General features: G+C 70.0%; 10 protein-coding genes and 1 pseudogene. 7 read left to right on the top strand and 4 right to left on the bottom strand.

What is annotated here, in order from left to right:
• Positions 1-12: 12 nt before the first annotated feature.
• A complete protein-coding gene (nadB, locus tag VM221_13060; GenBank protein HUT75750.1) occupies positions 13-1,578 on the bottom strand; it encodes an L-aspartate oxidase in 1,566 nt (521 codons plus the stop codon).
• 180 nt (positions 1,579-1,758) lie between these two features.
• Here nadB and VM221_13055 point away from each other — a divergent pair, with 180 nt between their 5' ends.
• From VM221_13055 to phoU, 6 genes are all read left to right on the top strand, one after another.
• A complete protein-coding gene (locus tag VM221_13055; protein HUT75749.1) occupies positions 1,759-2,511 on the top strand; it encodes a GNAT family N-acetyltransferase in 753 nt (250 codons plus the stop codon).
• A 67-nt stretch (positions 2,512-2,578) separates the two neighbouring features.
• Positions 2,579-3,655 (top strand): phosphate ABC transporter substrate-binding protein PstS, encoded by a 1,077-nt coding sequence (gene pstS / locus VM221_13050; protein HUT75748.1) that lies wholly within the window; start codon positions 2,579-2,581, stop codon positions 3,653-3,655.
• Between the two features lie 3 nt (positions 3,656-3,658).
• The gene (pstC, locus tag VM221_13045) at positions 3,659-4,630 is read left to right on the top strand and encodes a phosphate ABC transporter permease subunit PstC (GenBank protein ID HUT75747.1); all 972 of its coding nucleotides are present in this window, start codon (positions 3,659-3,661) and stop codon (positions 4,628-4,630) included.
• On the top strand, positions 4,627-5,502 hold the full coding sequence (gene pstA, locus VM221_13040; protein ID HUT75746.1) for a phosphate ABC transporter permease PstA: 876 nt from the start codon (positions 4,627-4,629) through the stop codon (positions 5,500-5,502). Before pstC ends, pstA begins: the two co-directional genes overlap by 4 nt.
• Before the next feature lie 6 nt (positions 5,503-5,508).
• Positions 5,509-6,312 carry a phosphate ABC transporter ATP-binding protein PstB gene (pstB, locus tag VM221_13035; protein HUT75745.1) on the top strand — a complete coding sequence of 268 codons (804 nt, stop codon included), beginning with the start codon at positions 5,509-5,511 and terminating at the stop codon, positions 6,310-6,312.
• A 121-nt stretch (positions 6,313-6,433) separates the two neighbouring features.
• The gene (gene phoU / locus VM221_13030; protein HUT75744.1) at positions 6,434-7,096 is read left to right on the top strand and encodes a phosphate signaling complex protein PhoU; all 663 of its coding nucleotides are present in this window, start codon (positions 6,434-6,436) and stop codon (positions 7,094-7,096) included.
• An 18-nt stretch (positions 7,097-7,114) separates the two neighbouring features.
• Here the strand turns inward: phoU and VM221_13025 are convergent, their stop codons facing one another.
• From VM221_13025 to VM221_13015, 3 genes are all read right to left on the bottom strand, one after another.
• On the bottom strand, positions 7,115-9,379 hold the full coding sequence (locus tag VM221_13025; protein HUT75743.1) for a transglutaminase domain-containing protein: 2,265 nt from the start codon (positions 9,377-9,379) through the stop codon (positions 7,115-7,117).
• A complete protein-coding gene (locus VM221_13020) occupies positions 9,370-10,608 on the bottom strand; it encodes a DUF58 domain-containing protein (protein HUT75742.1) in 1,239 nt (412 codons plus the stop codon). Before VM221_13020 ends, VM221_13025 begins: the two co-directional genes overlap by 10 nt.
• Before the next feature lie 131 nt (positions 10,609-10,739).
• Positions 10,740-12,155, bottom strand: a complete 1,416-nt coding sequence (locus tag VM221_13015; protein HUT75741.1) for a 2-isopropylmalate synthase — start codon at positions 12,153-12,155, stop codon at positions 10,740-10,742.
• Positions 12,156-12,668: 513 nt separating this feature from the next.
• On the opposite strand from VM221_13015, the pseudogene VM221_13010 reads away from it, so the two are divergent.
• Positions 12,669-13,279: pseudogene (locus VM221_13010) on the top strand (transposase).

The raw sequence follows: 13,279 nt of genomic DNA, 5'->3' as shown, positions 1-13,279 counted from the left end.
CAACCACTTGCCTCAGTCCAGCCGGTAATGGCAGCCGCGGCTTTCGGGGTTGCGGCGGGCGGCCTCGGTCACCATGAGCGCGACCTGGATGGCGTTGCGCAGGCCGACGATGGCGTCGGAGAGCTTGGTCTCGCGGTAGAATTGCTCGATGCGGTGGGCGAGGTAGCTGAGGTCGGCCTGCGCGCGATCGAGGCGCCGGCGCGAGCGCACGATGCCGGCGTAGTTCCACATCGTGGTCTTGATGGAGGACCAGTCCTGGATGACCAGCGCCGGGTCGAGCTCGTCGGTGAGGCCGACGTCATGCCACCCGGCGACGTGGTCGTAGGGCGGCTGATCGGCGGCGAGCTCGCGGCGGGCGACGTCTTGCCCCGCGCGCCGCCCCCACACCAGCGCCTCCAGCAGGCTGGTGCTGGCCAGGCGGTTGGCGCCGTGCAGGCCGGTGCAGCTCACTTCCCCCACCGCGTAGAGGCGCTCGATGTCGGTGCGCCCCGACAGGTCAACCTTCACCCCCCCGCACCCGTAATGGGCGGCCGGCACCACCGGGATCGCCTGGCGGGTGATGTCAACGCCGAAGCGCGCGCAGGTCTCGTAGATGGTCGGGAAGCGCTCGCGCGGGTCCACGTGCACGTCGCTCAGGTCGAGCAGGACATAGGCGTCGCCGCGCTTCAGCATCTCCTGGTGGATGGCGCGCGCGACGACGTCGCGCGGGGCGAGGTCGGCCAGCGGGTGGTACTGGCGCATGAACAGCTCGCCGCGCCGGGTGCGCAGCACCGCCCCCTCGCCGCGCAGGGACTCGGAGATGAGGAAGCCCTCGGCGTCGCGGTGGTAGAGGGCGGTGGGGTGGAACTGGACGTATTCGAGGTTGAGCACCTGCGCCCCCGCGCGCGCGGCCATGGCGATGCCGTCGCCGCGCACGACGCGGGGGTTGGTGGTGTGCAGGTAGATCTGGCCGAAGCCGCCGGTGGCAAGCACGGTGGCGGCGGCGAAGATGCGGCCGATGACGCCGCGCGCCCCGTCAAGCACGTAAGCGCCCAGGCAGCGATTGGGGCCGTAGCGATCAAGGGGCTCCAGGGAATGGTGGGGGATGGTGATGAGGTCCACCGCGGTGCGCGCGGCGAGCAGGCTCACCCCCGGGTGCGCGCGCACCGCGGCGATCAGCGGCCCGGCGATGGCGCGGCCGGTGGCGTCGTCGGCGTGCAAGATGCGGCGGGTGGAATGCGCGGCCTCCTGGGTCAGGTCGAGGTCGCCGCGTTCGTTGCGCGAGAACTCGACGCCCAGGCGCTGCACCAACAGCTCCTCCACCAGCGGCGGCCCCTCCCGCGCGAGCACCGCCACCGCCGCTGGCTCGCACAGGCCGTCGCCGGTGGCGAGGATGTCGCGCGCCAGCAGCTCGGGAGAATCGTCGAGGCCGTGGCCGATGATGCCGCCCTGGGCCTGGGCGGTGCCGGAGTCGAAGAAGTCCGCGGCGCCGCTGATGACGATGACCTTGAGGCCCGCGTCGGCGGCGGCGAGCGCCGCCGCGCAGCCCCCCGCGCCGGCACCGATGACCAGCAAATCCGCTGCGAAGTCCTCTGACACAACCGCTCCTCTCCGCCGCAGGCGGACAAGTAGACGCTGCGGCGGACCCGCTGACAGGTCCGCCGGCGCCATCGGCTGTGGTTTTCGGCGGCGGGCGCATCGTTTCCTGCGGGGGCCCGTCGCAGGGGCGGCCATCCCCCACGGCGAACAGAAACCGCGGAGGACATCCGGGGCGTGGCAATGGAAAGTCCTGCGGTCTGGCCGCCGCCGCTGACGACCTACGTGACACAGCGACTGCAGTGCGCCCCCGAGGCGCTGACGGAACCGGGGGTGCATTTCGTGGTCGCGCGCGAGCGGCGGCTGCGGGTATGGCGCTACGTGATCCCGCTGTGGCTTATGGTCTTCGACCGGGCGGCCGTGGTGTCGAGCGCGCCCGAGCTGGCGCGGTCGGTCGAGGAATTGCTGCAGGCGGCGACGCTGGCGGACCTGCTGACCGAGGGCACGAAAGCGACGCTGGAGCGAGTCATCGTCGAGTCGGGTCCGCGGGAGTGGTTTCGGCGCGCGCTGTGGCTCTACTGCACGCGGGAGATGTTCGCGCCGCGCGCAGCCGCGAAGGTGCTGCCGGTGCCGCCGGATCACCCGGAGGGACGCGCCCTGCGCGAGCGCCACCGGGGCGAAGTTTTCGGCGTGTTTCGGGGACGCGAGCTGATCTCGCGCTCGAGCATCAAGACCGAGAGCGACGTCGCTTGGGAGGTTGCGGTCGCCACCGCCGAGCGCCATCGCCGCCGCGGGCTGGGGGCGAGCGTGGTTTCGCGCGCCACCGAGTTCATCCTCGACCACGGCCGGCTCGCGCTCTATCACTGCGAGGACACCAACGAGGCCTCGCGCCGCCTGGCGGAGTCGCTCGGCTACCGGGTATTCGCGCGCGAGCTGGCGTGGTCGGTGGACGCGATGTGGGTGCCGTGGTTCTGGGAGGGCGCGCCCTCGAGCTAGCAGCGGGGAGCGCGTGCCGCGGTTGGGGCGGACGGGCAGGACCCAACCTGCAGCGAGAGGATGTCCGGTGAAGCCAGGATGGTTACGGGTAGGGGCGCTTGCAGGTGCGGCCGTGCTGCTGGCGGCGGGCTGCGCCAAGGGGCCGTCACGCGGCCCCGGCGGGAGCGGTCAGGTCACCCTGACCGGGGCGGGGGCGACGTTCCCCTACCCGCTGTATTCGAAGTGGTTCGATGAGTATGAGTTCGCGGCCGGGGTGCGCATCAACTACCAATCCATCGGCAGCGGCGGCGGCATTCAGCAGCTCAAGGCCGGCACCGTGGACTTCGGCGGCAGCGACACCCCGCTGTCGGACCAGGAGGCCGCCGCCATGCCCGGCCCGGTGGTGCACATCCCCACCGTCGCGGGGGCGGTGGTCATCGCGCACAATCTGCCCAAGGTGACGGAGTTGCGCCTGAGCGGCGAGACCATCGCCGACATCTACCTCGGCGAAATCAGGCGCTGGAACGACTCGCGCATCGCCGAGCTCAATCCCGGCGTGCGCTTCCCCGACGCGCCGATTGCGGTCGTCTATCGCTCCGACGGCAGCGGCACCACCTCCATCTTCACCCACTACCTGGCCGCCGTCAGCCGGCCTTGGGCCGGCCGCGTCGGCGCCGGCAAGTCGGTCAACTGGCCGGTCGGCATCGGCGGCAAGGGCAATGAGGGCGTCGCCGGCGTGGTCAAGCAGACCCCCGCCAGCATCGGCTACGTCGAGCTGGCATACGCGGAACACAACCGACTGCCCTACGCCCGCGTGCGCAACGCCGCCGGCAGCTTCGTCGCGCCCACCATCGAGGCCACCGCCGCCGCCGCGGCCGGCGCCGCCGCGGCCATGAAGCAGGACCTGCGTGTGAGCATCGTCAATTCGCCCGCCCCCAACGCCTACCCCATCGCCGGCTTCACCTACCTGCTGGTCTATCGCGACCAGCGCGACCGGGCCAAGGGCGAGGCGCTGGCGAAGTTCCTGGACTGGGCGCTTGACGACGGCCAGGCCTTCGCCGAACCGCTGCTCTACGCGCCCCTGCCGGCCGCCGCGGTCGAGCTCACCCGGGCTGCCCTGCGCACTTTGACCTTCCGGGGCAAGCCGCTGCTCGCGGAGAAATGAGAGATGGCCGCCCCCTCCGCGCCCCAGACCTCCGTGCGGCGCCGCGGGCTGTTCGGCGCTAACGCGGGGGATCGCGCCTTCCGCTGGGGGACGCTGCTGGTTGCGAGCAGCGTGCTGGCGCTCATCGGGGTGCTGGCCTACGAGTTGACGACCGCCTCGCTGCCCGCGATGCGTCAGTTCGGCTGGCGGTTCCTCACTACCTCGACCTGGGATCCGGTGCATCGCGTCTTCGGCGCGCTGCCATTCATCTACGGGACGCTCGTGTCATCTTTTCTGGCGCTGCTGCTGGCGGTGCCGGTGAGCCTGGGGGCGGCATTGTTCCTGGCCGAGCTGGTGCCCCGTTGGCTGCGCGGCCCGGTGTCCTTCCTGGTCGAATTGCTGGCGGCGGTGCCGAGCGTGGTGTACGGACTGTGGGGCATCTTCGTGCTGGTGCCGCTGCTGCGCCCCGCCCAGGCCTGGTTGGGGCAACACCTGGGGTTTCTGCCGTTGTTCCAGGGGCCGCCTTATGGCATCGGCATGTTGGCTGGCGGCTTGATTCTGGCGATCATGATCACCCCCATTATCACCGCCGTCTCGCGCGAGGTGCTGCAGGCGGTGCCGGTCTCCCAGCGCGAGGCCGCCTACGCGCTGGGCTCCACGCGCTGGGAGGCGATCCGCGGCCCGGTGTGGCGCTACGCCCGCGCCGGCATCTTGGGTGCGATCATCCTCGGCTTCGGTCGCGCCGCCGGCGAAACCATGGCCGTGACCATGGTCATCGGCAACCGACCGGAGATCTCCGCCTCGCTCTTCAGCCCCGGCTACACCCTTGCCAGCGCGCTCGCCAACGAATTCCTGGAGGCGACGCAAACGCTCCACACCGCGGCGCTGCTGGAGCTGGCCCTCATCCTGTTCGCCATCACCATCATCATCAACGCGCTCGCGCGCCTGCTGCTGTGGAGCACGGCGCAAGGGATGGCGCGCGGAGTGCGCGAATGAGCCGCCGCCAGTCGCTATCCCGCAGCCGCGCCCGCGAGGCCCGGCGGGCGGCCGCTAACGGCCTGATGTGGGCATTCGCGGCGTTGGCGACCATCGCCGCCCTGGTGCCGCTGGGGATGGTGCTCTACTACATCGTCATCCAGGGGCTGCCGGCCCTCAACCTGGCCTTTTTCACTCATCTGGCCCGGCCCGTGGGAGAGCCCGGCGGAGGCATGGCCAACGCCATCGTCGGCACCCTCATCCTCATCGGGCTGGCGAGCGCGGTGGGGCTGCCCGTCGGCATCCTGGGCGGCATCTACCTCGCCGAGTTCGGCAACCACCGCTTCGGCGCGGGGGTGCGCTTCGCCGCCGACGTTCTCGCCGGCGTGCCCTCGATCGTCGTCGGCATCCTGGTGTGGGTGATCGTCGTCGTCCCCATGCAAGGCTTCTCCGCGCTGGCGGGGGGGCTAGCGCTGGGTATCATGATGATCCCCACCGTCATCCGCACCACCGAGGAGCTGGTGCGCCTGGTGCCGGTGTCCCAGCGCGAGGCGGCGTTGTCCCTGGGCGCTACTCACTGGCGCACCGTCTTCAAGGTCGTGCTGGTGGCGGCGCGGGGCGGCGTCATCACCGGCGTGCTGCTGGCGGTCGCCCGCATCGCCGGCGAGACCGCGCCGCTGCTGTTCACCGCGTTCGGCAATCGCTTCTGGAGCGCGCGCCTCGACCAACCCATCGCCAGCCTGCCGGTGCAGATCTACTACTATGCGATCGCCCCCTATGACGACTGGCACGCCCAGGCGTGGGCGGGGGCGCTGGTGCTGGTGCTCATCATCCTGATTCTGAGCGCGGCCGCGCGCTATGCCACCCGCGGGCGCCTGCGCGCCATTCGCTGAGGTACAATGTCCGACACCATCAGACGAGACATGTCCCCCGCGACGCCCGCCGCCGGCGCCGCCAAGGTTGAGGTGCAGGGGCTACACTTCTACTACGGTCATTTCCACGCCCTGCGCGGGCTCGACCTGGTGATCCGCGAGCGCGAAATCACCGCCTTCATCGGGCCCTCCGGCTGCGGCAAGTCCACCTTCCTGCGCGCCATCAACCGCATGAACGACATCATCGAGGGCGCCCGCACGCGCGGGCGCGTGCTGCTCGACGGCGAAGACATCTACCGCCCGGAAGTGGACGTGGTGGCGCTGCGCAAGCGGGTGGGCATGGTCTTTCAGCGGCCCAACCCCTTTCCCATGTCGGTCTTCGATAACATCGCCTTCGGGCCGCGCATTCACCGCCTCGCCCGCGGCGCCGGCCTGGAGGCGCTGGTGGAGCGCAGCCTGCGCCGGGCGGCGCTGTGGGACGAGGTCAAGGACCAGCTGCGCCAGTCCGCGTTCTCGCTCTCCGGCGGACAGCAGCAGCGCCTGTGCATCGCCCGCCTGCTGGCGGTGGACCCCGAGGTCGTGCTCATGGACGAGCCGTGCTCGGCACTGGATCCCATCTCGACGCTGCGCATCGAGGAGCTGATGGTCGAGCTCAAGCAGGACTACACCATCGTCATCGTCACCCACAATATGCAGCAGGCGGCGCGCGTATCCGACCGCACCGGCTTCTTCTTGAGCGGCGAGCTGATCGAGTTCGATGTCAGCGAGAAGGTCTTCACGCGCCCCGCGGACAAGCGCACCGAGGACTACGTGACGGGCCGCTTCGGGTAGGGCGGGGACTGACTGTACCCGCCCGGAAGGGGACCGTGCCCATTCGTAAGGGGACAGTCCCCATTCGGGGACCGTCCCTATTCGGGGACCGTCCCTGGCGCGGGCGCCGAAAGGAGAGCCGATGGAGCACTTGCGCAAAGGCTTCGATGAGCAGCTTCAGGAGCTCCAGCAGGAGGTGGTGCGCATGGGTTCGCTGGCGGGCCAGGCGCTGGGCGTCGCCATGCGCATCTTGGTCGAGCGCGCGCCCGCGCTGGAGCGCGAGGTCTTCGATTACGAGAACCAGGTGGACGCCCTCAACCTCGACATCGAGCGCCGCGGGGTGCAGCTCCTGGCGACGCAGCAGCCGATGGCGCGCGACCTGCGCACCCTGGCCGCCGTGCTCAAGATCATCAGCGACCTCGAGCGCATCGGCGACTACAGCGTAGATCTCGCCCACCAGGCGGTGGAGCTGTCGGCGCGGCCGCTGTTCAAGCCGCTGATTGACCTGCCGCAGATGGCCGACATCGCCCAGGAGATGCTGCGGCAGGTGCTGGCGGCGTTCGTCGCGCGCGACATCGAAGCGGCGGTGGCGACCATCGAGCGCGACCACGAGGTGGATCGCCTCTACCGGCTGCTGCACACCGAGATCGTGGAGTACCTGGAGCGCGACCCCCAGGTCGCCTTCCAGGCGGTGCGCCTGATTATGATCGGCACCTACCTGGAGCGCATCGCCGACCACATCACCAACGTCGGCGAGCGCATCTGGTACATGGAGACGGGCGAGCTCAAGGAGCTGCACGAGTAGGGCGGGCGGGGACTGTCCCTACGTGGACTGGGGCGGGCGGGGACTGTCCCTACGTGGACTGTACCCGCCCGGAAGGGGACCGTCCCTGGGCGCAGGACGGCGGGTGCGCCGCAGCAGGAACTTGCGCCGCCCCAGTACCGTCACCATCCGCTGGGCGAGATCGCCCGCCTCGGCGGGTTCGAGCCGGCGCCCGCCGTATTCGGCGGCGAGGTAGGCGCTCACAATGTCGCGCATGGGCGCCGCCTGCGGGCCCAGGGTGCGCCCCAGCCAGCGCGCGTATTCGCTGGCGGTGGCGTCCGGCGCCTTGGGCAGGCCCCAGGTTCGCAGCCACCGGCACATGCGCTCGTAGCAGCAATGCGCGTATCGCTGGAGCTGCTCGGTATCGCCGGCGCGCGGCAGGGAAGGCGGCCGCTCGCGGCGCGCGCGGCGAACGCCTAGCAGCAGCAGCGCCAACGCTGCCAGCCCCGCGGGCGCTTTCCACCGCCACCCCGGTATCGCCGCCAGGGCGCGAAACGGTGCCCCGGCCGCGCGCCTGATGGCATCAACCGCGCGGCCGAAGGTCTTTGTCGCCCGCTCCAGCACTGGGGGAGCAGCCTCCACCGGCGGGCTGGGGTCCAGCTCCAGCCAGCCGTAGCCGTCAAGGAAGACCTCAACCCAACTGTGGGCGTGCTTCTCGCGCACCACCCACCACCCGGTCTCCGTCTCCACTTCGTCGCTGCGGAAGCCGGTGACCACGCGCGCGGGGAGGCCGTTGAGGCGCGCCAGCACCGCCAGCGCGCTGGCGAAGTAGTCGCAGTAGGCGCCGTCCATGTGATGCAGGAAGTAATCCACGTGATCCACGCCCGCGGGCGGCGGGGTGACGCGATCGCGATACACGAACTCGCGCTGAAGATAGGCGTTGAGAGCAAGCGCGCGGTGGAGGTCGGAGCGCTCGCCGGCGGTGATGCGCCGGGCCAGGCGGCGCGTGCGCTGCGGCAGGCGCGGCAGCGACAGAAGGCGCTCCCGCTCGGTCGCCGGAAGCGTCGCGCGCGGACGATAGACGGCGACGCCGGGCGGCGCCTTGCGTCGAGAGATGACACCGTAGGACGCGCCCGGCCGCATCGGCGCGGACTGGCCGAGGACCGAGGAGTCGCTCACTTTGGCGTGCCACAGGCGCCCGCGCAGGGACTGCGCCTCATAGGCGGCGACGAGCACGCCCTGCATGGGCGCCGCCAGGTGAAAGACCTGCTTCAGCTCCGAACTCGGCACCCCCGCGAGCAGCCCCGGATCGTGGGACCCCACCCTCCATTCGCCGTCTCGCGAGTCGAGGGATTGCGAGCGTGGTCGCGTACGGGGTGCGCGCCGGGAGCGCGCATCGCCTGCCGCCACCCGCGGCGGCGAGTTGCTCCACCCGCTGCCGGTGTAGGTGTCGAGCGTGCTCGCGCGCCACAGCGCGTCTGCCGGCGAGTCCACGCGGAAGAGCACGGTCTTGCGCAGCGACCGCCCGCTGCCCAAGTTGATCGAGTTGTCGGGCACGACCCAGCCGGGGGCGACAAGCTGATAGACCTTGAGTGCGATCAGCAGGTCTGCCTGCGACCCGTAGCGCTTCATCAGCAAGCGGGGAAGGTTGATCCACCCGAAAGCGACGCTGACCGCCAAGGTGATCGGCACCAGCTTGAGCCACGTTGCGGCGACGGCATTGGCCAGCACCAGGAGGCGACGCCGCGAGCGCAGCCGGCGCCGCGCCCGCACCCCCACCGCCCACCGCTCGCCGTGGTTGAAGGCAAGCAGATAGAGCGCGCCCAGGAAGAACAGCAGCAGCCCGACGATGACCGACGCGTTGCGCACCGCGATCGCCGACAGCAGGATGGTGCTGAGCGCGGGGATGACGGATAGGACGAGGTCGCGGTCGGTGAGCAGGGTGAAGGAGCGCAACATCGCGACCGTCAGGAATGCCTGGATCACGAGGGCGATGGCGTCCCGATCGTCGAAGGTCACAAAGACGCTCCACAGGTCTCCCCCCGCTTGCGGCAGCGGCAGGCGCAGCGCTATGGCGAAGAAGAAAAGCAGGGCGACGCCGACCATGCCCAGGTTCAGCAACCGCCGGTCGGCGCCCGTGGACCGCAGATACATGCTCGCCGGCGTCCCCAGCAGCACCAGCCCCAGCGCCAGGTATGGGAATGCCGGCATCAGGTAGATCGGCCACGCCGAGATGATGGCCGCGATCGTCACCAGCGCCGCGGCGCCGTAGGGCAGGGCCTGGCGGGCCCACCATGGTTGCTCGGGGACTTGCGTTACAGCCATAAGCGGGCGGCTCCCAGGGCGGAAGCGAGGTCCTCCCCCCGGCGCACGGGGCAGACTGCGTTAGCCGCGCCGAAGGCGGCCGCCAGCAGCTCGCCGTACGCTGCCTCGAGGCGGGGATCGGGCGCGGCGGCGAAGCTGTGGGGGGCGATGAGAACCGCGGTGACGTGGGTGCCGGCGCTGCGGAGCATGAGCATGGGATGCGCCGCATGGGGATCGGCCGACGGCGTGACGAGCAGCACCGTGGAGGCGGCGGGGAGCTGGGCCAGGCGGCTGGCGAGCGCCGAGGCGAAACCGGCGTCGCCGTCGGCGCGGGCGACGGCGAGATGCTCGAGCGCCTGGTGGAGCTGATGCTCGCCGCGATCCATGGGCAGGAGGAAACCGTCGGCGCCGGTGGTGATCAGGCTCAGGGCGTTGCCGGCGTCAATCACGTGCTGGGCCAGGGAGGCGGCGATGGTCACCGCATACTCCAGGGTGGAGTGAGCGCCCGCGCCCCGGTGCGCGTCGCGGTGCAGGTCGAGCACGATGGTGGCCGCCGCGGACAGGCGCTGCTCGTACTCGCGGACCGCAAGCCGGCCGGTGCGGGCGGTGGACCTCCAGTGGATGCGCCGCAAGTCGTCGCCGTGCTGATAGGGGCGAATGCCGTAGAACTCCTGGGCGGCGCCGGCCGCGGGCGCCGTTCGCAGCTCGCGCAGGCGGTATGCTGACAGCCCCCGCATGGTCAGGTGCGGGAGCGGCAGGGGCCGCGGGTACACGATCAGCTCGGCGGGCGGGCCCAGCGCCTGCGAGCGCACGAAGATCCCGACCGCATCCGCTCCCTGCATGGTCAGCGGCCCCAGCCGGTAGTGGCCGCGCAGGGGGAAGGCAAGCTCGTGGCGGAGTTCATCCGCCCCGGCGTCGGGCTCGGCCTGAATGAGGTACTGCGACTCCTCGGTCTCATCGCGCGTGAGGCAGCGCACCGGGTCCTTGATGAGGACGGTCGGCGCCGAACCCGGCGGGTGATGCAGGGTCAGGGTCATCGCCAGCGGCTGGTGCTGGAAGATGCGGTTTCCTGCCAGGCGCCGCGTCAGCGACAGGCCGCGCAGCGAGCGCCGCGCGGAGATGTAGGCGCCCACCAGCAAGCTGACGGTTGCCCACCACAGCAGGTATGCGGCGTAGGCGTCGTTGAGCAGGGCGACCACGTAAAACGCGACCGAAACGGCGGCCAGCCTTTTCGCGTTACGCGTCCACATCGGGGTCATCCCAGCCCGCATTCACTTCGAGCCGGGCTCGCCTCGCGGCCGCCCCGGACCGCTCCCCGAGCCATGAGCGCCTTCGCCCCCGACTCGTCGGGGCGCCGCGATGACGCCGGGGACGCCCCCGGCTAGTCCGCCCGGGAGTCGTCGCCGCCGGGCCGCCGCTCCATGCAGCTGCGGTAGAGCTCCGGCAGGTGCAGGCGCACCTGCTCCGCCAGCTCCTGGTCGGAGATGCCGGTGAGGCGCTCGTGCACCTCGTACTGGTCGGCGACCCAGCGCGCGATCTTGAGCACGTCGCGCCGGCGCACCTGGTGATCGCCCTCCAGCCCCAGGAAGTCGCATACCCAGCGGGTGACGCCATCCACCCCGCTCTTGTCGGTGATGGCGACCCGCGGCGGCCGCCCCAGCAGGGCGCAGGTGTCGAAGATATTGTAGATGCGCTCGTCGCGGCGCAGGCCGTGGGCGTGGATGCCGGCCATGGTGCGGTTGAAGTTGGCGCCGACGAAGGGCTGGCCCGGCGGAATCAGCGCCCCGACCTCGGTCTCGAAGTAGCGGGCGAGGTCGGTCAGCACCCGCAGGTCGGCGCCGTTGAGCGTGCCCTTGAGGCCCGCGTACTCGACCAGCGCCCCCTCCAGCGGTGGATTGCCCGTGCGCTCGCCGAAGCTGAAGAGAGTGGTGTTGACAGCGTCACAGCCGTAGAGCCAGCAGGTGACGGCGTTGATGTGCGCCTTGTGGAAGTCGTTGTGCCCGTGCCACTCCAGCCGCTCCGGCGGGATGCCGCCCTCGTGCGTCACCAGGTAGATGAGCTTGGGGATGCTGCGCGGCAGCGCCGCCCCGGGGTAGGTGACCCCGTAGCCGAGGGTGTCGCACAGCCGCACCTTGGGCTTGAGGTCGTCGCCCACTTGCTCGCCCAGCTCCGCCAGCTTCTGCACGAACGGCAGCACGAAGCCCTCGAGGTCCGCGCGCGTCACGTCCTCCAGGTGGCAGCGCGGCCGCACCCCCGTCGCCAGCGCCTGCTCCACCACGCGCAGGTACTGGTCGAAGGCCTCGCGCCGCGTCATCTTTTGCTTGTGGAAGATGTGGTAGTCGCTGGCCGAGGTCAACATGCCGGTCTCGGTCAGGCCCAGGTCCTTGACCAACTGAAAATCGCCCTCGTCGGCGCGGATCCAGCCGGAGATGCGCGGGTAGGGGTGCCCCAGCTCGCGGCACAGCTCGACCGCGCGCCGGTCCTTGGCGGTGTAGAGGAAGAACTCGGTCAGGCGGATGACGCCGTTGGGGCCGCTGAGGCGCGCGAGCAGGTCGTAGATGTCGCGGATCTGCTCCGGCGAATAGGGCGGCCGCGCCTGCTGGCCGTCGCGGAAGGTGGTGTCGGTGATGAAGATATCGCGCTTGACCGCCGCGCGGGGATCGAACTCGACGACCTGGCCGGCGATCTCCTCGCGGATGACGCCGTCGAAGGTTATCAACGGTACCTGGTGGTAGGGGAAGATGTCCTCCAGCAGGTTGGGCTGCTCCACCTCCCGCACTTCGCGCCGATGATTCATCAAGCGACCTCCCGTGGGATGCCCCGAGTATATACTATCGGGCCGGTTCAAGGCAACCGCGAGGGCCGCCTCAGGCTCTTGACAAACGCGCGGGGGGGTATAATCTGGACGCTTGAGCTCCGACCGGGGTCTGGCTCTACGATTTCGAGCGTTCACGCGATGGAAGGGGTCCACGAGCGTGAGCAGGCCCTGCCGGGAAACCGATAATCTGAATCGTCGGGCGCTCAATCCGCCTGGGCGATATGGTGCGGCTCGTATTCCTTATTGGGGTGCGGGCCGCTCTTGTCTTGCCAATATCAGTAGGGCAGGCGTCTCGTGGCTAGGTCGCCGTTGGCGACCGCCACCCCGGCCCTGTCGGGCTTAGGGGCCTGCCGGCATTCTCGCCCCGACATGTCGGGGCGCCACCGGATATTGTGCAAACGAGGAGGGCGGTGCCCTGACCTTGCCCCCTAGAACGAGTCCAGGTGAAATGTTAGTATTTGGGGGCTGGACCGTCAAGGAGGAGCAAGGGAGATGAGTCAGAAGCGTTACACGCCGGAGCAGATCATCCATAAGTTGCGGGAAGCAGAGGTGGAGATCAGCAAGGGGGGAACCGTTGGGCAAGCGTGCAAGAAGATCGGGGTGACGGAACAGACGTTTTATCGCTGGCGGGCCGAATACGGTGGCCTGCGGCTAGACCAGGCGAAGCGGTTGAAGGGGCTGGAGGCGGAGAACGCACGGCTGAAGCGCATGGTGGCGGATCAAGCGCTGGATATCGCGATCTTGAAGGAAGCGGCCTCGGGAAACTTCTGAGCCCGGCCAAACGCCGGGCGGCGGTGGAGCATGTGCGTGACGCCCTGGGTCGGGCGCGAGTGTCAGAGCGACGTGCGTGTCGGGTGTTGGGTCAAGCGCGGTGTACGCAGCGGTGGGAGCGCTGCGTGCCCAGCGACGAACCCCGACTGGTGAGGCGGATGGTGGAGCTGGCGAGCGACTACGGGCGGTACGGATATCGCCGCATCACCGCCTTGCTGGGGCAGGAAGGCTTCCGGGTCAACCACAAGCGGGTGGAGCGCCTGTGGCGCCTGGAGGGCCTGAAAGTGCCACAGAAGCAGCCTAAGCGGGGTCGGCTGTGGCTGAATGACGGT

The organism is Armatimonadota bacterium (assembly GCA_035527535.1).
GTDB lineage: Bacteria > Armatimonadota > Hebobacteria.
The sequence above is the reverse complement of the archived record's forward strand: the minus strand, read 5'-3'. Positions and strand labels throughout refer to the sequence as shown.